The organism is Methylotuvimicrobium sp. (assembly GCF_050611805.1).
Taxonomy (GTDB): Bacteria; Pseudomonadota; Gammaproteobacteria; order Methylococcales; family Methylomonadaceae; genus Methylotuvimicrobium.
Map to the genome: position 1 here is coordinate 26,928 of NZ_JBNGHF010000003.1, position 23,150 is coordinate 50,077.

The following is a 23,150-nucleotide window of genomic DNA, read 5'->3' on the forward strand; positions in this document are numbered from 1 at the left end:
CATTACACCTTCGTAAATTTACATAAGTTTGGATTCTCGATTGTTTATGTTAACTCGAACTTAAATTAAAAATTAATAATATTTACAAACGGGAATCCACCATCGAATTCGCAACATGGCATTTATGCTTTTTCGATCCGTTTAAAGAAACAGGAAACAACCTAATAATCCTAAAAAAGCATTTCACCATGAAAAATATGAAGTCAATTCAATAACTTGCTGTGAAATTGTATAGAACATTCACTCACTCAAAAGGTTAGCGAGAAAGCTTAGGTAATATCTTGAAATTTTTCAGGAATTTCATCTGCTTCATGGTTAAGCTGCCAAATTTAGGATAATGACACCTAAATACCAAAACATCGCAACAACAAGGAACCCTTTTTTGCTTTTTTGGATGTTCATATTATACCCGTCGTAGATCAAAATTCGGCGCCTGGTACTGCCGAAATTTGAAGTGCGAAAGGTATATTAAGGTCTACTACCGACTACCCCGTTTTACTTTTCAATTTCAAATTTTTAAGATTTCCTCCAACGGCACCAAGTTTAGTTTTATTCTGAATAGAATCTCCTTGTTTTCCAGTACCCCGTAACATTCGTAAGAACGCAACAAGATTCTAGTGTTATTGAGTGTGTTATCCTTGGACTCCGGCAGTTGTTTGACCAATATATAAACTTTATCGTTGTTTTTCAGTTGCCCGACCCAATGACGGTCGATCGATAATTCATGAGATGTATAGACCATTGGATTAGCCTTGAAATCGTGATTCTCAAGTTGTGCCTTTTCCAGTAAGACTCCGGAAGTTAAGCTGCAAGGAAATATTTCAGGATAACGAGCCACCTCGGCTAGTTCGTCAAAATAATCGGATTGCTCGGCCAGAGAACCCGACAGAAAATTCTTGACATTGCCGTTATGCATCCATTTTCGCATTAAAAAGTAATCGCTGCCCGGCACCAGGGTTTTATCGGCGACCGTTTTCAGATCCGGCAAGCCGTTTAAATCAGTATTCGCTAGAAACAGCGGCGCTTGGGTTTCTTTTTTATAGCCGAGCAAAATCGTTTTGCCTTGCGACTTTATGACGACTCGGTTAGTCAACGTCAAATCGGGAATCGTGTTAATCAAGGTTTTTTTAATTTCCAGCGAAAATTCCTGGCTCGGCCGTAAGGCATTGACGAAAATAATCTGGTAATTGCTAAATCGCAATTGTTTATCGGCTATGATCTGCTCCTCATGCTGCGCCTCGCGGTAAAGTCGCATCTGGTATTCGATCAGCGTATTCAACTGAAAACCGAGCACGATGGGGCCTTTGAACGGATTGTGGGTAATCTGCAACCATTTGTGTTTGTCGTGAAACAGGTTGAAATCGTCGGAAGCATTTCGCGCGACTTCAATATGAATTTGTTCAAAAGTAAACAATTGCTCTTTCATGCTTAATTGGCCGCGATAATTCGAGATCAACCATTTTAATTGCGGATTGAAATTAGTCGGAAAGTTTTTTCACATAAACATAATCGACTTCGGTTTGAAAAATGCGGCCCGGTTACCATTCTTATCGGACGCCATCAATCAAAAAAAGTAACCTGACCCCTTTTCGTTTTATTTAGCCTATCGGGTAAATGACGTATACCGAAATACCGGTAGGCATTCTAAAGTGTTTCAAGCTTTATTAAACACGCTCGCAATGTACCGGCCAAAACCGAAACGAAAGCATACTTTTTGCGTGTCGATATGCCGAATGACTCGATACTAAAATCGCTGATAACCAAATCGGTTACCAAGCGATCGGATTCGATTTGGCATCGCTGTTGCTTAATTTTCATTGATCGCACCCATTTTCATTTTTTGGCTTCCCTCTCCCCTGAACTTTTCCTAAGAGAGTGGAAGCGATTACGCCGAAATTTGAAGTGCGAAAGGCATAAAGAAGTAGATTTTTATTTTTACCAATCACAGGATAGCCATGATCGAACCGTTGCATCACCTAAAATCAAGCGTTTTCATAGCTCTTTCGGTTATCGCGACAACCTTAACCGGATGCACGATAGTCCCCGATATGAAACGAGCGCCGATCGATGCCGCTTCGGTAAAGCAAATCTTTTTCGAAATCGATATCGAAGCGGCCGGCTATGAAGCCGATGACACGGCGAAGCATGAAATGGCCGACTCAATCGCAAGTCATTTAAACGAATGGGGTTATACCATCGGCATTGATACCGATAAACCCGCCGACCATCGGATGCAGGCAACGATCGAAGCCGTCAAGCACGGTAGCACCCCGACCGGTTTTTCATTTACTGCCGGAAATTCCGACCCGCGAGCCGTAAATTTTCAAAAAGCGGAAATCGTGCCGGTAACCTGTAAACTAATCTCGGCCGAGAACAGTAACGAGTCGGCGGACTATACGATGGAATTTATCGCAAAACCGCTGTCAGGGGGCGAAAAACGTTCGCGATTGATCGACCAAGTGAGCACCGTTTGCCTGAATTTGTTGAAATCGCTCAAGGTTCAACCGGAAGAACGTGTGGATACGCTTCAAGCGATCAGTCCGAGCTGGGCTCCGGATGTTTTAATTGAAACCGTTGAAGAGCCGGAAACGCAAATCGAACCAGGCAAGCCCAAGCCCTCCAAGTCAAATGACATTAACGTCGAAAAGAAAAGCTATAAACAAATTACGATCCATAACCAAGGCTCGCCCGTTATTTTGAAACTCGGCCATGAAAGAAAATAAATCGGAATTATCGCGCTCGTTTGTTAAATTTCCGATTTTTTAACCTAATGAGAGCAGTTGAAAGCCTCAAACTACTGTTCGACCTATACCCTTCGGCTGCGCTCAGGGGTGCTCTGTCGAAGGGTGGATGGTACTCCCTTTATATTCAAAAAATGGCTAACTTTATGAAGGTATGGGTGTGGCTAGCGAGGATGTCGGCAGCAGGGATTGCTGCCGTCAAGCCCCCATGGATGGGTTTACGGCGGTCCTCGATAGACATATCCCATACCTTTTTTCTTAGACGGTTTTTCGATCAAAAGTGAGTAGTTTGAGGCTTCACCAAGCCGGTGAAAGTTCGCGGAATTTCATTCCTTATCTAATTTATCGATATGCAAAACGCTGCTGTAAAAATGCAGGCTCCGAAGAGGGTGCGGTTGCTCGATCGACAGGCCTCGGCGGCAGGGCAGATTTTTGCTCCTGCAAAATCTGCATTCATGCCATCCATGGCAATCAGATTCCGCCGTCGAGCTTACATGGATGTATTCACCCAGCACCTAAATTCCATATGGTTAACTACCGTGGATAATTTAGGTGCTGGGTTCACGGCGTCCTGTCGGGCGAGTGGCCGGGCCTTCATGAGCATTAGGTTTAAAATTTATATCTGCACTCTCCCTTTCGGGGAGAGTGCATGATGACAATGTTCGATATGCACAAGGTATAGGAAAACCTTGCTCCGCGCACTGCCCTTTTTCCGCAGCACTAATAATGTGCGTTTTTTCGTCATTCGCACCATATCAAAACACGCCGCCGCCTTTATTCGACACATGCGCACCGATCGGGTGCCGTCCGCCTCGACAACAGTCTATTTCAATTACGGCATATAAATTGCTGTAATTATTCATTGTTCAATGACTTGCTTTCAATGCCGAAACCTCATGCTTGACTATCAATGAGCGCCCCGATTCATCAGAACATCTCGAAAATTCGCCGCGACTATAACGCCTGGGTCGTTAACGAATCTTTGGAAGATTACGCTCTGCGTTTTGCGCCGCGTAGTTTCCGCAAATGGTCCGAATTCCAAGTGGCTAATACGGCCTTCGGGTCGACTTCGTTTCTGGTTTTGGAAGCCATCGGCGGTTTTCTGTCGATCAATTACGGATTTACCAATGCGTTCTGGGCAATTTTAGTGGTTGGCCTAGTTATCTTTATCACCGGCTTTCCTATTAGCTATTATGCCGCCAGGTATAACATCGATATCGACTTGCTCACTCGCAGCGCCGGTTTCGGCTATATCGGTTCGACCGTTACCTCTTTGATTTATGCCTCGTTTACCTTCACGCTTTTTGCACTCGAAGCGTCGATCATGTCGCTCGCGCTCGAACTCTATTTTCAAATCCCAATCGCACTGGCCCACGTCATTAGCGCGGTGATCGTAATACCGCTGGTCGCTTTCGGAATCACGACGATCAGTCGGCTGCAACTATGGACTCAGCCGATCTGGCTGGTTTTGTTGATCGCGCCTTATATCGCCGTTTACCGGCACGAACCCGAAGCACTACTGACACTCAAAACCTATTTTTGGATCGCCGGCAGCGGACGCGATTTCGACTGGCTGCTGTTCGGCAGCGCCGCGACGGTGGCATTTTCGATGATCGCTCAAATCGGCGAACAAGTAGACTTTTTGCGCTTCATGCCCGAAAAAACTCAGAAGAACCGCTTTCGTTGGTGGTTCGGCACCATTGCCGCCGGCCCCGGTTGGGTATTATTCGGAATGCTCAGACAATTAGGCGGCGCCCTACTCGCACATCTCGCATTGCGAAACGGCATCGCAGCGGAGCACGCGCACGAACCCACTCAAATGTATTTAATCGCTTATAACGACCTATTCGGCAATCCGGCAATTGCACTGGCCGTCACGACGCTATTCGTCGTCATCTGCCAAATAAAGATTAACGTAACCAATGCCTATGCCGGCTCGCTCGCCTGGTCGAATTTTTTTTCGCGCGTGACGCACAGTCATCCTGGACGCGTCGTTTGGTTAGTATTCAATGTCTCGATCGCGTTATTGTTGATGGAGTTCGGTGTTTTCGGCGCTTTGGAAAAAGTTTTGGGTTTGTTTTCCAATATATCGATCGCTTGGATCAGCGCGGTTGCCGCTGAATTGATGATCAATAAGCCGTTGGGCATCAGCCCCAAAATCGTCGAATTCAAGCGCGCCTACCTGCCCGACCTCAATCCGGTCGGTATTATCGCAACCTTATGCGCGTCGATCGTTTCGATACTGGCCTACCTTGGCGCATTCGGCGATTATCCGCGCGCTTTCTCGGCGTTTATTTCGCTTGGCTTAGCTTTTATTCTTGTTCCTCTCATCGCAGTCGTTGCCGGACCGAAACAATATCTAGCCCGCGACCGGGACGAAAACAACAAAGCGTCTCATCAACACTGCAGCATTTGCGGTAACTCATTCGAGCAGGAAGACGTCGCCTATTGTCCCGCTTATCAAGGCAGTATTTGTTCGTTGTGCTGCACGCTTGAGGCGCGTTGCCTGGATGCTTGCAAGCCCGGAGCACGACTCGACGACTATTTGGAAATAGTAGCCCGGCGCTTCATGCCGAAAACATTATCGCTACAGACTCGTTTGCGATTGCTGCGTTTTGGCCTGCTGTTTTTGTTTCTAACGGTATTGACCAGTATTTTTGTCGGAATTATTTATTATCAGGATTTGTTGACCGCTCAGCCTTATTTGCCTGCTTTTCGACTGCTATTGGAAAATTTCGTCAAGATTTATGCGTCGCTGTTGGTTTTTATCGGTTTGTGTACCTGGTGGCTGATTTTGAACGATGAGAGCCGCCGCGTCGCCCATGAAGAAACGGCTAAACAAACGCAATTATTATTGATGGAAATCGAGGAACATAAAAAGACCGACATAAAATTGGCCCAAGCTTTAAGAATGGCCGACGCTGCCAATAGCGCGAAGAGTCGTTTTTTGAGCAACATGAGCCACGAAATCAGAACGCCGCTTAATAGTATCATCGGTTACGCCTATATTCTTCAAAAAGATCCGGAGATACCCGAACGCCGCCGACAAGCAGTCGCAACATTGAAACGCAGCGGCGAACATCTATCATCGCTGGTCGAAGATATTCTCGATATCGCGAGTATCGAGGCGCGTAAATTCGAAATTAAATCGGCGCCGTTTCATTTTCCGGCTTTTATCGATCATTTGGTGCGTGTCTACAAACCCCAGGCCGAATCAAAAGGTTTATCGTTTTGCTGCCAGTTCACCCATTCCCTGCCCCAGCGAATTCGCGGCGATGAAAAACGGATTGGGCAAATTCTGATGAATTTGCTCAGTAACGCCGTCAAGTTCACGGAAACGGGAGGCATTATCTTTCGCATCGGTTACAGCGGCGAGGTCGCCAACTTTCAAATTATCGACACCGGCAAGGGCATCGAACCGGATCAATTGCAAAACATCTTCCAACCCTTCACACGAATACACGACAATGGCGGCAATGCCGTTTCAGGCAGCGGACTCGGGCTTACGATAAGCAAAATATTCGCCGAAATCATGGGTGGAGAACTGTCGGTCACGAGCGAGCCCGGTCGGGGCTCGGCATTCACGGTGCGCCTATTTTTACCGAATCAAGGCGCGACGCCGGAAGCCGTCAGAGACACTGACGTCCAAGGCTACTCGGGACACCGTAAACGCTTGCTCGTCGTCGACGATCAGGCCGAACACCGCGATTTAATCATCTCGATTCTGGAACCCCTCGGTTTCGCCATGGACGAAGCCGAATCCGGTAGAGCCTGTATCGACATCGTTTCGGACATTCCTTTCGACCTCATTCTACTCGATCTTTCGATGCCGGATATCGACGGTTTAGCAACTGCCACAAAGCTACGCGAGAAAGGTTTTAAAAACCCCATCGTTGTACTGAGCGCTAACGCCTATTTAACGGACCGAATCACCGCAATCAACGCCGGCTGCAACGATTTTCTCTCGAAGCCGGTAAACATTCGCGAGTTATTATTCAAACTTGGTCTGCATCTCTCGCTGGAATGGATTCCGCACCATGATGACACGCACGTTTTGAATCAATCGGCAGATAATGCGATCGTATTCCCACCGCAACAAGTAATCGACGAACTCGCCGGATTCGTTCGAATCGGCGATTTAACTGGATTGAAGACTCGATTAGACCCTTTGGCGTCGGAATACGCGATATTCGCCGCCAAAATAAAAAATTTGGCCCACGAATTTCAAATCGGGGAAATCAAAAAACTGCTGTTATCAAGTAATGATGTTGAAATTACGCGAGTGAAGACCGATTCGATCGATAAGCTTTGAACTTGCGATTATGAATATTCAGCCTTTATCCTAAATTCAGCAGCTTAACCATGAAGCACATGAAGTTACTGAAGAATTTCAATATATTATCTAAGCGTTCTCGCTAACATCTTGAGTGGTAATTATTCACATCCCTCCCCTATCGTTCCCACGCTCCAGCGTTGTAATGAAGACCGAGACGCTGGAGCGGTACTCAGGCGTTCCCACGCAGAGCGTGGGAACGATAGTTGCTAGGAGACTGAATATTTACCTTGGGTGAGTGAATGATCCATACAAATTCATAGCAAGTTATTGAATTAAATTTATATTCTTCATGTTATTCATGGTGAAACGCTTTTTTAGGTTTATGGGCCTGCTTTTAACATTTACCAAAATGGCTTGGAATCAATTTTAAACTATGACTGCGGCAAATCATTCCGATAATAAGGGCACAGTATTGATCATCGACGATACGCCCGGTAACTTGGCGTTTTTATCCGACACGCTCTCGGAAGCCGGTTATCGGGTATTAGTCGCCACAGACGGGCTTTCCGCGCTTGAGCAAATCGACTTTTTGCCCCCCGATATCATTTTACTCGATGTCGTCATGCCGGGAATCGACGGTTTCGAAACCTGTCGAAAAATAAAGAGCAACCCTGTAACATCCGACATTCCTATTTTGTTCATGACCGGCTTAAGCGAATTGGATAATCTATTAAGAGGCTTCGACGAAGGCGGCTTGGACTATATCGTCAAACCGATCAAACCGAACGAAGTATTGGCACGAGTCGAAGTCCATCTGACTCAAACCAGAAAGATCCTACGCGCCAAAACCGCGTTAAAGCATGCCCCGTTCGCCGCTTTAACTGTGGATAGCTCCGGGCGTATTACTTGGTTGACGCCATCCGCGGAAAAGTTGTTGAATCAATTAACCGAAAAACTTGAATCAGGCCCGCAAATCGAAATCGGCGCACTCCCTCCGAAACCGATTTCGGAATGGCTTCGAGAACAAATCCAGGCCGATCATATAGGCCGGAAATTACCTCTGGAAATAGATCACACACTCGGAGAATTATCGATCAAACTGTCTCGAAGCGCCGATTCCCGTGAATTTCTCCTCTTATTACAAAATCGAGTAGTCTCACGAGAATGGGATCTTGAGTCGCTGAAAGACTCCTTAGGCCTTACCTTGAGAGAAGCGGAAATACTAATGTGGATTTCCCGCGGCAAAACCAACAAAGAAATCGGCATCATCCTCGGCAGCAGTCCGCGCACCGTCAACAAGCATTTGGAGCATATTTTCGAAAAACTCGGCGTTGTCACGCGAGCTGCCGCCGTAGCCATGGTCATGCTAAAAGCTAAGGAATGAGCACGAAATGACTTACTCCTTTTATACTCAAAAGATGACTAACTTTATGAAGGTATGGGGGGGTGGCTAGCGAGAATGTCGGCAGCAGGGCAGATTTTGCTCCCTGCAAAATCTGCATTCACCCAGCACCTAACGCTAGGTGAAGGATCGGACACTCCGTCGCCTCCTCAGGCACTGCCGTAATTTTAAGTGCGAAAGGTTTATTCTGCGGACAAAATCGCAATTAATAACGGTAACGTCTGAAACAATTGTAACCGCTATCTTTTTTGATTTTAGGCTTTGAACTTAAATATCGCAGTACAAGATAGTCAATTTTCGATTGACCCCCACTTTAGGGCTGCCTGGAGGCAGCCCTCTTTTTCCCGATTTATCTCAGTTAAAATTAGCTCAAACAAACGTTCATCATCTGTGTCTTTTTTACTTCCGATTGCGGTATTAACGTAAGACGGCACCAGGATAGTCGATCGATTTTTGCTCCTGCATTTCCTTACGTCGTACCTCCGCTTTATCGCTAATCGGTACATGCTATACTTCGGCAATTATAATGTCCTCCGAACCCCGCGATAACACCATCGCCGATCATGCTGAACATCATCTGGATTTTCTTTTTTTTGAGCGCCTTCATGACGGCCGTCATCAAACTGATCGTTATGGGCGACCATCAGGTTTTCGAGCGCATCATGTCTTCGATGTTCGCGCTTTCAAAAACGGCTTTTGAAATATCGTTAGGTTTGACCGGCGTTTTGAGCTTATGGCTCGGTATCATGCGTATCGGAGAACGTAGCGGCTTCATACTCCTACTAACACGCGGCTTGACGCCGCTGTTCACGCGCCTGATGCCTGAAGTACCGAAAAACCATCCGGCCTTGGGCGCGATGGTCATGAATATCGCCGCGAACATGCTCGGTCTCGACAATGCCGCTACACCGCTCGGCATCAAGGCAATGAAGGAACTGCAGACCTTGAATCCTACCCCGAATAGCGCGAGTAACGCGCAAATCCTATTCCTGGTCATCAACACTTCGGCGGTCACTTTGTTTCCGGTGACGATTTTCACATACCGCGCACAATTGGGTGCCGCTAATCCGACCGACGTCTTCATTCCTATACTGATTGCCACTTATTTTTCAACCGTGGCAGGCTTGATTGCTGTCGCGGCGGTTCAGAAAATCAACTTGTTCGATCGAGTCGTTGCATTATATCTTGGCGGCTTCAGTATATTGATTGCTACCGTGGTCGGATATTTTTACCGGCTACCTAAGGAACAAATGCTCGAACAGTCCGCACTGATCAGCAACATCATTCTATTCACGTTGGTCGTCATATTTATCTGCGGTGCGATATACCGGCGAATCGACGCATACCAAGCGTTTATCGAAGGCGCAAAGGAAGGCTTTCAAACCGCAATCGGCATCATTCCATACCTGGTCGCAATGCTGGTCGGCATCGGCGTGTTTCGCGCGAGCGGCGCGTTGGATTTGGTAGCTGAAGGGGTTAGAGCACTGGTCAAAATGTTGTCTTGGGACGACCGTTTCATCGACGCATTGCCGACCGCGTTGATCAAACCGTTCAGCGGCAGCGGCGCGCGGGCGATGATGATCGATACGATGCAAACGCTCGGCGCCGACTCATTCGCGGGACGTCTTGCCTCTATCTTGCAAGGCAGCACCGAAACAACCTTTTATGTTTTAGCCGTGTATTTCGGCGCAGTCGGCATCAAAAATATTCGCCATGCGGCCGCTTGTGGGATAATAGCGGACTTTTTCGGCATCTTAGCCGCCATACTCATTACCTATTGGTTTTTTGGATAATGTACGTACATCTTAAAACATTGGGCTGCCGTCTCAATGAAGCCGAGCTCGAAACGTGGGCTCAGGCCTTTCAACAAAAAGGCCATCAAATCACTCGCCAAGCCGAGAACGCGAATCTGATCGTGATTAATTCATGCGCGGTTACGCAAGATGCGGCACGTAAATCGCGCCAACTGATACGGCGTATACACAGAACCAATCCGGCAGCGAAACTGGTCGTAAGCGGCTGTTACGCCACACTCAACCGCGAAGAAGCCGAACAATTGATGGGCGTCGATCTCGTCGTGGGCAATCAAGACAAAGATAGTTTGGTCGCCAAAACCCTGACCGAACTGAACATGGACAGCATGCCGGCCATGTCGACCGAACCCGGCGAAGTCTCATTATTCAGCCGAGGCCGACAACGTGCGTTTATCAAAGTACAAGACGGCTGCCGTTATCGCTGCACGTTCTGTATCGTAACGGTCGCTCGCGGCGAGGAAAAAAGCCGACCGATACGAGAAATCGTCGACGAAATCAATGCGCTACACAGCCAAGGCATCAATGAAGCCGTCATCACCGGCGTGCATCTCGGCGGTTACGGATCCGACACCGATCGAAGCCTGTCCGACCTGATCAAAGCAATTCTTAGCGATACAGATATTCCGAGACTCAGGCTGGGTTCTCTGGAGCCTTGGGAATTGCCGAACGATTTTGCCAATCTTTTCGATAATCCGCGCTTGATGCCGCATCTGCATCTCCCGCTGCAAAGCGGTTCGGATTCGGTGCTGCGACGCATGGCCAGACGCTGCAAAACCGAAGAGTTCAGTGAAATCGTGACCGGCTTGAGAACTGCGATTCCGCACTTCAACATCACGACCGACATCATCGTCGGTTTCCCAGGCGAAACTGAACAAGAATGGCAAGAAAGCTTCGATTTCATCGAAAACACCGGTTTCGGTCATATTCATATTTTCGCCTATTCGCGCCGCGAAGGCACGAAAGCCGCTACATTACCGAATCAAATATCGGAAACGATCAAGAAACAACGCAGCCGAGAATTACATTCACTCGCCGACATGATGAAACGGCAATTCCAAATAGAAAATCTCGGACAAATTATACCGATACTCTGGGAAAGCCAAACCGAGCCCCTCGACAACGGTAAACATCGAATTTTCGGTTATACGCCGAATTATCTTCGAGTCGGCTGTGAGGTCGACGAACCCAAAGCGATTGAAAACCGAATTATCGATGCCAAGCTAATGGCAACCGATCACAATCATTTAGTTGCGACACTGGTTTAGGAAATATAATTCAGCATTAAGGTATTGAGACAGTGAGGCGTTCGCCAAACACAACACATACCGCACCTTATGGAAACTGTCCGTTTCTCCTTCCAGATAGATTTCAACAATGCTTGAAACCTGATTCGACTTTATTCCGCTTAGTCGGTTGCTTTAGCCGTTCCGGTTGTTTATCTTAATCGACAACAAATAACTGGGAGTGCTAACGGCGATGCTTGAAACAAAAGACGACCCGATAAAAAAGTTTTTGGAAGCCACCCATGTATTGACTGATTTTTGCAGCCAAAACGGGTGGATTATCAACGAATCGATACAATATGAGGTTTTGGACCGGCAACCCGGCGAATGGTTGATTTATGTCACATTCCTTGAAAGCATCATGGAAGGTTCAGGATGCCAATGCGACCAAAAGTCTTGCTATGGCCGTTTAAAACTGATGTTGAACAACAAAGGCGAAATCGTCTCGGCTTGCACTGTTTAATAAATGCTATGTATGCGGTAATAGTTGTCACCGCTACCGGAAACACTTAAAAACTCAAAGCGAATTGTAGGGTACGCTGCGCGTACCTAATGTCGGCACAACGGAGCACGTTAAGCTACGGGTGGTCTCCTGAGGTACGCACAGCGTACCCTACAGTCTTTTCGGCATTCGCATAGTATTAATTTCAATTATTAACGCAAACATAGCCTTAAAAAACATACGCTTTTCTAATCTTTTTCACCCAACGCTTGATTACTTTTGCACCCGGGCTTTTCTATGGCAAAATTTATAAAGAAAATCAGCAATTTATTCTTAGGCTTTTGGGTTTTTATTTATATTCTGCTGGAAGAGCTGATCTGGGATACGATTGCTATTCCGGTTTTTAGGTTTGTCCATAGCCTGAAGGTTTTGCAACGAATAGAATCCTCGGTTGTCGACTTGAACCGCTACGCGCTGCTGTGCGTTTTTCTGTTTTTATTCATTCAGGTCGAGCTGCTCGGCTTTATCGCAATCGGCTTGCTTGCCAAAGGCAGTCTAGCTTTTGGCATTACTCTTTATATCGGTAAAATTCCGGTCGCTGCATTTACTTTCTGGCTTTTTCGCATTGCCAAGACCAAGCTCCTAACATTTGCGTGGTTCAAAGTATCCTATGATTTTTTGATATGGATCATCGATACGATCAAGACCAGCGCAATACATCAAAGTATCGTTGGCCAAATCGTCAATTTGAAACAAAAACTTGAGAAACTATTACCGAAAAATTGGGTTCAAACCGTTAAGAAATCATCGTTATTCTTATCGATAAACCGATCCCGGCTTGCTTTCATTCGGTATCTCAAATCTCTTACATGATATGAAAATCATCACTCAATTTTTGTTTTTTTCAGTCTTTTTATTGTTCGGCGTAATGTTTGCGCATGCCGATTCCGACTCTTTGTCGGCTTATTTAGCGCCGAAAGCCCTTGTTCTCAGACAAAATTCGGACCTCGACCGTTTAATCGAAACGGCCGGCGACAAAAAATTGGTCTTACTCGGCGAATCGACGCACGGCACGCATGAGTTCTACCATTGGCGAAGCGAAATTTCCAAACGCTTGATTTCCGAAAAAGGCTTTTCATTCATTGCCGTTGAAGGCGATTGGCCTTCGCTCTATCGCCTCAACGACTATGTCAAAGGCCGTACCAAGCCAGGCACGACGGCTGTCGATGTGCTCAAAACCTTCGCCCGCTGGCCGCAATGGATGTGGGCGAACCGGGACATTGAGGGCTTAGCCGAATGGCTTCGCGAATTCAACAAAACCCGTCCAGAAGCGGATAAAATCGGCTTGTTCGGCATGGATGTCTACGGGCAATGGGAAGCGATCGACGACCTACTAGCGCTAACCGGAGCGTATTTTCCCGAGACGCTTCCCGAAATCGAACGCCGGCTGAACTGTTTCAAGGAATACGACCGTGATGAATGGATGTATGCGAAAGCTACGGCGCAAGGCGGTTTTTCATGTGAAAAGGAGTTGGCCGAAGTCCTTAAAATCATTCAAGACCTAAAGCCTAAAGCCGCTGATAACGATTCTAAAATCCGCTTTCGAGCCAGGCAAAAAGCCTTGGTCATTAAGAATGCCGAGGATTTTTTCCGCTTGGCGATCCGAGAAGGCCCCGATGCCTGGAACAGCCGCGCAAAACACATGTGGGTATCGGTTGAAGGCTTACTCGAACGTCATGGCTCCGATGCAAAAGGTATTATTTGGGCGCACAACACGCATGTCGGCGATGCCAGTAAATCCACGATGATTCTGCGAGAAACCTTGAATATCGGTCAGTTGAGCCGGCAATCGCTAGGCGCGGACCTGGTATATATCGTCGGTTTCGGAACAGATCAAGGCAAGGTAAACGCCGGGGCTTATTGGGGCGCGCCGATGTCGATCATGACCATACCCAAAGCCCAGCCAGGCAGCATCGAGGAAGTCTTAGCAAGGCTCGAACCGGAAGCGTTTTATTTGATGTTCGGTGACGAAGAACGGCGCCACGAACCGCTCGATCAACTGATTGGAAACCGAGCGATCGGGGTAATTTATGATCCAAGACGGGACTACGGCCAGTATGTCGGATCACGCATTGCGCGGCGTTACGATAGTTTTGTTTTCATCAAAAAGACTCAGGAATTGACGCCGGTTCGATAGTTCTATGTTCGCAGGAACCTAAGTTCGGCTGTTTAAACATGAAGTTCATGAAGTCCTACAACGGCTTGCCCTAAAATTTCTAAAATTTTGAATAGCCTTTGACTGTGAAAGTTTGCAGTTTTGCATTCCTTATCTAATTTTTTGATATTCAACACAATGCCGGTTCCGGAGAGGGTGCGGTTGCTCGATCGACAGGCGTCGGCGGCAGGGAGCCGCCGTCGAGCCTACATGGACGTATTCACGGCGACCTGTCGGGCGAGTGACCGCACCCTCCGCCACCTGAGAACTTTCATTTGCCGGGGCGATGGCCGGGCATTCATGAACGTTACTGTGAAAGTATGCGAACCGAAGCGGGTGTGGTTGCTCGACCGACAGGCGACGGCGGCAGGGACAGCCGCCATCGAGCCTACACGGACGTATTCACGGCGTCCTGTCGGGCGAGTGACCGCACTCTCACCCACCCCTCGAACTTTCATTTGCAGGGCTACTGCCAGTCCTTCATGAGCATTAGGAGAGCAAAAATAATTTGCGTAGGCAAAATACTTTTTCTAAGTTTATCTTTTCGCCAACATTCGCCAATCGCGCTGATCGGCTCCTGATGGCAAAGGCTTGTGCGATGCTTTGACCCATGCAGCGATATCCCGCCAAATCACTTTCGCCTGTAAATCGCGCAACAGCATGTGATAGCCGTTCTCATAGAAAGCAACGGTTCTATCGGCGCCTTCGGTGTCGAGAAAATCCCGCAAAAAACGCAGCGTCGGCTGCTTTGGTATGACTTCGTCCTTTTCACCATACAGCATCAAAGTATCGACATGAATATTCTGAGCATTATTGGATGCAGAATCCATTAAATCGGTTAGGCCATGAATCGTTTCGACGCGAGTTTCCTTGATCACCAACGGATCACTGCCCAACTCTCGAAGCATTTCAATATTATCCGAGGCTTGTATTTTTAAGCCCCGCCCGGTCAATGTCATCCAGGGCATCGTATGAGACATAAGCCACAACAAACTGCGTTGATACCACGGCATCGTTTCGCGGGACCAAACGGCAGGCGCCGATAAAATTAAACCACTGACCGGCGTCGCCTCCTCGCGGGACATAGCCGCGATGATGACGGCTCCGCCCATGCTTTCGCCCAAAAGATAAACCGGCAACCCAGGATGCTTGCTTTTTATGAGTCTGACAAATAAATCCAGATCCTCGGTATACGCATCGATACCGCTCCACAAACCCCGACGCGGGCTTTGACCGAAACCGCGTTGATCGTAGGCATAACTGGCGATTCCTTTTTCTTTCAGAAATGCCCCAGGCTCCTCGAAAAACCGGCTGTAATCGTTGAAACCGTGTAAAGCGATCAATACAGCCTTTGTTTGGCCCGGCTCCGGGAGCCACTTTCTAACCGGCAACCAGGAACCGTCCGGTGTGATATAGCGATCTTCCAGCAATAGCGCTTCTATGACGGGTTGACCTGGCTTATAAACGGCCGGCGCGCACCCGACGAGCCAACTTAAAAGCACAACAAACAAAATTCTCGAAAATCTAATCATCAATACAACAGTTATTTGTGGACAAACATTTTTTGGAGTATAAAAAATACCAAGGATTCAACTTAAATATGGTATCGGCAGATCTTTTCCTTAAAATAGTTAATTCGTTCACATAATAACGTAAACTTTCTATGGTTAATCTTTCTTTATCTGCCTTGCGCAAAGCTATCGATCAAGCCTATTTGAACGATGAAACGGCTAGCGTAATCGAATTAATGGTTGGCTTGACCGATTATAATCCCGCTGATGTCGAAGCGTTGGCTCGTTTACTGGTTGAACAGATCCGGGCCGATAAAGACAAGCAATCCGTTGTCGATGCTTTTTTGCATGAATACCGACTCGATAGCGCTGAAGGCCTGATATTGATGAGCATTGCCGAAGCCTTGCTGCGCATTCCGGATGCCGCAACCCAAGATCGTTTTCTCGCCGATAAATTGACTTCGGCCCATTGGCAAGAACATCTCAACCAAAGCGACTCGATGCTGGTAAATTTATCGACCGGCGCTTTATTATTGACAGGATTATTCGAACGACATTTCAAGCCGGACGGAAAACAAGTATTCGATCAATTGCTTGGCCGACTGGGTGTACCCGTCATTCGAAAGGCATTACAAAAAGCGATGCATTTTTTGGGGGCGCAATTCGTGATGGCCGAAACGATTTCCGATGCGCTACATGCCAGCCAAAAGCATCCGGAATACCGTTACTCCTTCGATATGCTCGGCGAAGCGGCGGTCACCGACTCAGACTCGGAGCGTTACTTTTCGGCCTATCTCGATGCCATTCGGCAACTGTCGCATGCCACCATGAGCGCTTCGTTGTACGATAAGCCGGGCATTTCGATCAAACTGTCGGCATTATGTCCGCGCTATGAGCCTTTGCAACACCTAAGAGCAGTCCCGGAGTTGACTGCAAAACTGCTCGCCCTGGCTAAATGCGCGCGACAAAGCGACTTGACGGTTACAGTCGATGCCGAGGAAAGCGAGCGATTAGCCATGTCACTGACGATTTTCGAGGCGGTCTTCACTCATCCGAGCCTGAAAGATTGGCCCGGATTGGGCCTTGCGGTCCAAGCCTATCAAAAACGGGCGCCGCATGTCATCGGGTGGCTTTCTGCCTTGGCGAAATCGGAACGACGAAAAATACCAGTCCGTTTAGTCAAAGGCGCGTATTGGGACACAGAAATCAAACGCGCTCAGGAATTAGGACTCTCCGCTTATCCTGTATTCACGCGAAAATCGGCGACCGACATTTCTTATCTGGCTTGCGCAACGCGCTTATTGGCAGAACCCGATGCATTTTATCCGCAGTTCGCGACCCATAATGCCCATACCGTCGCCGCAATCAAACAAATGGCCGGCAATCAAGCCGATTACGAATTTCAGCGTTTACACGGCATGGGCGAAGCGCTTTACCAAAATTTGGCGAAGCGCCCGAATTGGTCTATTCCGTGCCGGGTTTATGCTCCGATCGGCCATTATCAAGAACTATTGCCTTATCTGGTCAGGCGTTTGCTGGAAAACGGAGCGAATACCTCTTTCGTCAATCAAATCGAAAACTCCGATATCGATATTGAACGCATCGTGCAAAATCCAGTCACTTTCTGGCTTGAACTCAATGATTTCGAGAAAACCGGCGTACCGCTGCCGGTCGATCTATTCGGTAAGGAAAGACGCAATTCGGAAGGCTTCAATCTGGCCGATACCGAACAGTTGTACTCGTTGCAAAAACGCCTCGACGAACTATCCGGCATCTCTCATCATGCCGGCCCGTTGATTAACGGAATAAGCCCTGCCGGTTTCGAACGGGTTATCGTAAATCCCGCCAATCATTCGCATAAAGTCGGTAGCGTTGCATTTTGCAATTCCGATACCGTTGCCGACGCTCTCGACACCGCATCTGAGGCTTTTGATGCATGGCGTTCGACTAACGTGCAAAAACGAGCGCGCTATCTTAACAATGCTGCCGATTTGTTCGAGTATAACCGTACCGAACTGGTCTCTTTATGCGTCCGCGAAGGCGGCAGAACAATCAAAGACGCCTTGGCCGACGTCAGAGAAGCAGTCGATTTTTGCCGCTACTATGCCGCACGCGCTCTTGAGTTGTTCGATCGCCCGATGGCTTTACCCGGACCGTGCGGCGAAGATAATTTTTTGACTTATTGCGGCCGCGGCGTATTTTTATGCATCAGCCCGTGGAATTTTCCAATTGCCATTTTTACCGGCCAAATCGCTGCAGCGCTAGCGGCCGGCAATACGGTCGTGGCTAAACCGGCCGAAGCGACTTCGCTCACCGCGGCAGCTTGCGTCAAAATTCTGCATCAAGCCGGCATTCCGGGCTCGGTATTGAATTTCGTACCGGGCATCGGTTCTGAAATCGGCCCCCTGTTGCTTAGGGATCCGCGTATTGCCGGCGTCGCGTTTACCGGTTCAACCGAAACGGCGCGTTCGATCAATCGGCAACTCGCCGAACACCAGGCTATCGCGCCATTGATCGCCGAAACCGGCGGTCAAAATGCGATGATCGCCGACACATCGGCGCACAAGGAACAATTGGTATTGGATGCAGTGCAATCCGCATTCAATAGCGCCGGCCAACGCTGCTCGGCCTTGCGGGCATTATTCCTGCCCCACGAAACCGCCGATAAAATCATCGAACTTCTGACCGGCGCGATGCAGCAGTTGACGATCGGCGACCCCGGTCATTATGCCAGCGATATCGGCCCGGTCATCGACCATAAGGCCTTGGATAAATTAAACGCTCATGTTGAAGCCATGCGGCAACAAGCCAAAGTCATATATCAATCGCCGTTACCGCCCGACTTGCCTGAAGGGACCTATTTTGCCCCCACATTAATCGAAATCGACTCGCTTGCGCAACTGACAGAAGAAGTGTTCGGCCCGATACTACATATCGTCCGATATCCAAACGATGCCCTAGAGCAAGTAATCGACGACATCAACGCTACCGGCTACGGCTTGACGCTGGGCATTCACAGCCGAATCAACGCAACGGCACGCAAGATTCAGCAGCAAGCCAAAGTCGGTAATCTTTATATCAACCGCAACATGATAGGCGCGACGGTAGGCGTACAACCCTTCGGCGGAATGGGCCTATCCGGAACTGGTCCGAAAGCCGGCGGACCCGATTATCTAAAACGCTTCGCAGTCGAACAAACCGTCACAATCAATACCGCAGCGATCGGCGGCAATGCCAGCCTTTTGAACCAAGATTTACGCTAAACACCAAAAAGCCACCGTACACCTTTCCTCTTTCGTAATTATTCACCCCCCTATCGTTCCCACGCTCTGGCGTGGGAATGAAGACCGAGACGCTCTAGCGTCTCGTACCGCTGGAGCGGTACTCAGGCGTTCCCACGCAGAGCGTGGGAACGATAATTTCCGGGGGACTAAATAGTTACCCTCTTTCATCTTTCCCCTCATCCCTCTATTTGCGATCAATTGCTCAAATTATAAAAAACTGCTTTACATTCTAATGAGAATTGTTATTATTTGCATAACCAACATTTATTGGAGCATGACTCATGTATGTTTGTGTCTGTAAGGCGGTTACCGATAAGCAAATCAAATCCGCTATTGAAAACGGCCACTGTTCACGCAAACACCTAAATCAGTGTTTAGGCGTCGGCAGTGTATGCGGCAAATGCAGCCGCCACGTCAAACAAATTCTCGACGAAAGCCATGCCGAACATCAGTTGATGCCGCAAGCTGCTTTCGCCTAATTGATTACTTGCTGTTACCGGGCAAACCGATGCTTGACCTCCGTCGGTTTGCCCGTTTTTTTGCTTAAATTTCTTGAAGCCTTGGAACCATCACGCCAGTACAGCACCATTTTTTTGAATGTGCAGAATTTATAAAATATTGTATTATTCAGAACCTATTGAATTCCATATCTCGTCAAAGACCAATAGACGCTGCATAAGTCTTTGCCGAACATCGACCATCTCATTATCATTATCGGAGCCGCCATGAAAGGAGACGCAAAAGTCATCCAATACCTTAACCAAGTTTTGGAAAACGAACTCACCGCGATCAATCAATATTTTTTGCATGCCAGGATGTATAAAAACTGGGGGTTTGCCAAACTCAACGAGAAGGAATATCACGAATCGATCGATGAAATGAAGCACGCCGATCTAGTGATCGAAAGAATACTGTTTCTCGAAGGCCTACCAAATCTTCAAAACCTCGGTAAATTATTGGTCGGTGAAAACCCCGAAGAAATGCTGGCTTGCGATTTAAAACTCGAACAACAAGCGATTCCGGTTCTCAGAGAAGCGATCGCTTATTGCGAAACGGTAAAAGACTTTGTCTCCAGAGAAATTTTTGAGCATATTCTCGACAGCGAGGAAGATCATCTCGATTGGCTGGAAACGCAACTGGAATTGATCGGCAAAATCGGCCTGCAAAATTATCTGCAATCGCAGATGTAACTCTATCAGGCGCTGCTTCGGCAGCGCCTTCGTATTCAACGAAACCGACCTCTTATCAAGCACACTGCCAAGCCGATTGGCTTTAGCGCCTCCCTTCCCTCGTAAATCGCCATCATTTATGCAAGAACAAGAAGGCGTCATTAAATTTCGCTTCGATCATCAAAACCAGCCTATCGATCAAGTAATTTCCTTAAGCTCTCTCAACGCATGGCGTTCGATCTTATTCAAACTCGGCTTGATTGGCAGAGATCCCGCGCGTTACGGCGGGCTCGGATACGGCAACATCAGTTTGAAACCGGATCTCAATAGCAATGCGTTTATGATCAGCGGAACGCAAACCGGCCATATCGCAGAATTGAGCCGCGAGCATTACTGCAAAGTGTGGAATACCGATATCGAGCGCTATTTTCTTCAATCTAAAGGCCTGTCCAAGCCGTCTTCGGAAGCGATTACTCATGCCTGCGTTTATAGTCAAGACGCCTCGATTCGATCGGTCATTCATATTCATAGCCCCGAAATTTGGCAAAAAACCGCCGAACTCGCCCTCCCCCATACGCCGGCCGATGCCGCTTACGGAACTCCGCAAATGGCCCGAGCCGTCGCCGAACTCTTTCAATCCGGACGACTCGACGATAGACAGATATTCAGTATGCTCGGCCATCAAGACGGCATCGTCGCCTTCGGCGATTCGATCGAACACGCGGCATGGCTATTGATAAAAGCACTGGGCGATGCATTACGCATTGAAGACACGATCGATAAACAGTAGAATAACTAGGCTATATTAGAAACTATTAATATTATGTCGAATATCATTATTTATACCTCGAATTTCTGTCCTTACTGCACAATGGCCAAACGCCTACTCGACAAAAAAGGCGCGGTTTACAACGAAATCAATGTCGACTCCGAACCAGGTTTGAGACAGGAAATGATGCTCAAAACCAAGCGCAGAACGGTACCGCAAATCTATATCGGCGATTTCCATGTCGGCGGTTTCGACGATTTGTACGCGCTGGAGCAACAAAGCCGATTAGACCCGTTGTTGACCTCATAAACAAGTACCAGCCAAAATACCCTCTTCACCGATTTGACCGTCAATGGCTTCGATAGCCAAGGCGCGGCTATGAGGCACTCGGCCCCACTCTGCTCTTGATCGATCGCCCCGGTTTACTCGGGCGATCGCTTCGCCAAGGTCTGCCGGCAACGATAAAGGCCGCGATCAAAGTCAGAATCAACCAATCCCTTCCGATTAGAATTAAGGCCGCCCAACTGTAACCGCCGTAGGGCCTTTGCAGTTCGTTGTAAATGTCGCCGAAAAAGATGATGCCGAGCATCAACGGAACGAATACTTTGATTAACAATATCCAGCCCATTCCTAATTTCAAACTGGATATCCGGTTGATATGCTGGCGCAACTTGAACAAGTCGAAAGCCCAACCGATCACGATGCATTCCAAAATACCGACCGTGACCAAGCCGTAATGGGTGATAAAACGATCGACGATATCCAGCCAAAGTAAACCGCTTTGCGTTGTGAACACGATGCTGCCGAGACAACCGAATACGCTAACGAAGGTCACCAGCAATTTACGATCGAAATTGAATTTATCGATTACCGCCGAAACGAAAGCCTCGACGATCGATACCGCCGATGATAATCCGGCGACTGTCAAACTTAAGAAAAATAACGCACCGAACAGATTACCGCCCGGCATTAGACCGATGGCTTTCGGATAAGCGACAAACGCCAAACCGATGCTTTGCGTCACCACATCGGCAATTTCCTTGCCTTCGCTTTGCGCCATGAAGCCTAACACCGCGAACACGCCGAAACCGGTTAGCAACGAATACGCGCTATTGATCAATGCAATCAACACCGCATTTCGAGTGATGTCGGTTTTATCCGGCAAATAACTGGCATAAGCGATCATGATTCCGAAACCGAGGCTCAGCGTGAAAAAAATCTGGCTGTAGGCATCGATCCAGACTTGCGGATCGTTGAGCTGGGAAAAATCCGGCGTGATATACACTTGAATGCCATGCCACGCTCCGTCCAATTGAAGAGACCAAGCCACTAAGACAACGGTCAGTAACAATAAAACAGGCATCATGATTTTATTGGCCAGCTCGATGCCTTTTTGGATTCCACGGTAAACCACTAACCAAATCGCGAGCCATGTAAGGATAAGACCGAATAAAATAGGCGTTCGAATTTCTCCTAATCGAAAAGGACTATCGCTTACTCGTAAAAAATGCTTGAAAAAATAGGCGTTAGGATCGTCTCCCCAAGCCAAATCGAACGAGAGCGCAAAATAATTCAAACACCACGAGATAATCGCCGAATAGTAGAGCTCGATACCGAACATGACGAAAATCACCGACCACCAGCCGAGCCATTCCCAGCGTGGGCTTATTTTATGATAAGCCAACGGCGCGGAACCGACGCGCTCATGACCGATGCCGTTTTCCAGTATCAACAGCGGAATGCCGGCCGTTAGTAACGCCGTCAAATAAGGAATCAGGAAAGCCCCGCCGCCGTGTTGGTAAGCCAGATAACTAAACCGCCAGATATTACCTAATCCGATCGCCGAACCGACCGCGGCCATCAAAAAACCAAGCTGCGAGTTCCACCTTTCACGCGCCATGATTGCCTCCTATACCCCGTAGATCAAAATTCGGCACCGGGGTGTCCGTCAAAGGACGCCGTGAATACATCCCTGTAGGCTCTATGCCAGCTCCATGCTGGCAAAGCCTTTGTCGCACACCCCGGTGCCTCCTCAAGCACTGCCGAAATTTGAAGTGCGAAAGGTATAAATTAACGATCGAATCACTCTCTCGATTACGAGTTTAGCATTTTTAATCCCCCGACTAACGATGCGTGTAAATGATTAAACCGGACAGTTCTTAACACGGGCATTTTTATCGCTAGCGATTCGCGGACTTTTATGTCAGGATTTATCAGCGTTCCATTTAAACTTGGCGCATTTTC

General features: G+C 47.9%; 17 protein-coding genes. 13 read left to right on the forward strand and 4 right to left on the reverse strand.

Annotated elements, in window-relative coordinates; translation table 11 throughout:
* Positions 1 to 508 precede the first annotated feature (508 nt).
* Positions 509 to 1,426, reverse strand: coding sequence for a hypothetical protein (locus ACRJJO_RS02460; protein WP_431064357.1), 918 nt, complete (start codon positions 1,424 to 1,426; stop codon positions 509 to 511).
* 218 nt (positions 1,427 to 1,644) lie between these two features.
* Complete coding sequence (locus ACRJJO_RS02465; protein WP_431064358.1) at positions 1,645 to 1,818, reverse strand: hypothetical protein; 174 nt, start codon at positions 1,816 to 1,818, stop codon at positions 1,645 to 1,647.
* Positions 1,819 to 1,955: 137 nt separating this feature from the next.
* On the opposite strand from ACRJJO_RS02465, the gene ACRJJO_RS02470 reads away from it, so the two are divergent.
* The 8 genes from ACRJJO_RS02470 to ACRJJO_RS02505 all read left to right on the forward strand — a co-directional run bounded on the left by ACRJJO_RS02470 (position 1,956) and on the right by ACRJJO_RS02505 (position 14,155).
* On the forward strand, positions 1,956 to 2,723 hold the full coding sequence (locus ACRJJO_RS02470; protein WP_431064359.1) for a hypothetical protein: 768 nt from the start codon (positions 1,956 to 1,958) through the stop codon (positions 2,721 to 2,723).
* 928 nt (positions 2,724 to 3,651) lie between these two features.
* On the forward strand, positions 3,652 to 7,053 hold the full coding sequence (locus ACRJJO_RS02475; RefSeq protein WP_431064360.1) for an ATP-binding protein: 3,402 nt from the start codon (positions 3,652 to 3,654) through the stop codon (positions 7,051 to 7,053).
* 397 nt (positions 7,054 to 7,450) lie between these two features.
* Positions 7,451 to 8,401 (forward strand): response regulator, encoded by a 951-nt coding sequence (locus ACRJJO_RS02480; protein WP_431064361.1) that lies wholly within the window; start codon positions 7,451 to 7,453, stop codon positions 8,399 to 8,401.
* Between the two features lie 581 nt (positions 8,402 to 8,982).
* The gene (locus ACRJJO_RS02485) at positions 8,983 to 10,212 is read left to right on the forward strand and encodes a nucleoside recognition domain-containing protein (RefSeq protein WP_431064362.1); all 1,230 of its coding nucleotides are present in this window, start codon (positions 8,983 to 8,985) and stop codon (positions 10,210 to 10,212) included.
* Complete coding sequence (gene mtaB / locus ACRJJO_RS02490; protein WP_431064363.1) at positions 10,212 to 11,498, forward strand: tRNA (N(6)-L-threonylcarbamoyladenosine(37)-C(2))-methylthiotransferase MtaB; 1,287 nt, start codon at positions 10,212 to 10,214, stop codon at positions 11,496 to 11,498. Before ACRJJO_RS02485 ends, mtaB begins: the two co-directional genes overlap by 1 nt.
* 211 nt (positions 11,499 to 11,709) lie before the next feature.
* Positions 11,710 to 11,979 (forward strand): hypothetical protein, encoded by a 270-nt coding sequence (locus tag ACRJJO_RS02495; protein WP_431064364.1) that lies wholly within the window; start codon positions 11,710 to 11,712, stop codon positions 11,977 to 11,979.
* Positions 11,980 to 12,255: 276 nt separating this feature from the next.
* On the forward strand, positions 12,256 to 12,831 hold the full coding sequence (locus ACRJJO_RS02500) for a hypothetical protein (RefSeq protein WP_431064365.1): 576 nt from the start codon (positions 12,256 to 12,258) through the stop codon (positions 12,829 to 12,831).
* A 1-nt stretch (position 12,832) separates the two neighbouring features.
* Positions 12,833 to 14,155 carry an erythromycin esterase family protein gene (locus tag ACRJJO_RS02505; protein WP_431064366.1) on the forward strand — a complete coding sequence of 441 codons (1,323 nt, stop codon included), beginning with the start codon at positions 12,833 to 12,835 and terminating at the stop codon, positions 14,153 to 14,155.
* A 554-nt stretch (positions 14,156 to 14,709) separates the two neighbouring features.
* Here ACRJJO_RS02505 and ACRJJO_RS02510 read toward each other — a convergent pair.
* A complete protein-coding gene (locus ACRJJO_RS02510; RefSeq protein WP_431064367.1) occupies positions 14,710 to 15,705 on the reverse strand; it encodes a lysophospholipase in 996 nt (331 codons plus the stop codon).
* Positions 15,706 to 15,836: 131 nt separating this feature from the next.
* Between ACRJJO_RS02510 and putA the strand changes: the two genes are divergently transcribed.
* The 5 genes from putA (at position 15,837) to grxC (ending at position 21,215) form a co-directional block, all read left to right on the forward strand.
* Entirely contained in the window at positions 15,837 to 18,947 is a 3,111-nt protein-coding gene (gene putA, locus ACRJJO_RS02515; protein WP_431064368.1) for a bifunctional proline dehydrogenase/L-glutamate gamma-semialdehyde dehydrogenase PutA, read from the forward strand.
* Positions 18,948 to 19,249: 302 nt separating this feature from the next.
* Entirely contained in the window at positions 19,250 to 19,447 is a 198-nt protein-coding gene (locus ACRJJO_RS02520) for a (2Fe-2S)-binding protein (RefSeq protein ID WP_404360832.1), read from the forward strand.
* Positions 19,448 to 19,693: 246 nt separating this feature from the next.
* Positions 19,694 to 20,158, forward strand: a complete 465-nt coding sequence (gene bfr / locus ACRJJO_RS02525) for a bacterioferritin (protein WP_431064369.1) — start codon at positions 19,694 to 19,696, stop codon at positions 20,156 to 20,158.
* Positions 20,159 to 20,276: 118 nt separating this feature from the next.
* Positions 20,277 to 20,927 carry a class II aldolase/adducin family protein gene (locus tag ACRJJO_RS02530; RefSeq protein WP_431064370.1) on the forward strand — a complete coding sequence of 217 codons (651 nt, stop codon included), beginning with the start codon at positions 20,277 to 20,279 and terminating at the stop codon, positions 20,925 to 20,927.
* 33 nt (positions 20,928 to 20,960) lie between these two features.
* Positions 20,961 to 21,215, forward strand: a complete 255-nt coding sequence (grxC, locus tag ACRJJO_RS02535; RefSeq protein ID WP_431064371.1) for a glutaredoxin 3 — start codon at positions 20,961 to 20,963, stop codon at positions 21,213 to 21,215.
* A 67-nt stretch (positions 21,216 to 21,282) separates the two neighbouring features.
* Here grxC and ACRJJO_RS02540 read toward each other — a convergent pair whose 3' ends face one another.
* Positions 21,283 to 22,806, reverse strand: a complete 1,524-nt coding sequence (locus tag ACRJJO_RS02540; protein ID WP_431064372.1) for a sodium-dependent transporter — start codon at positions 22,804 to 22,806, stop codon at positions 21,283 to 21,285.
* Positions 22,807 to 23,150: the final 344 nt, after the last annotated feature.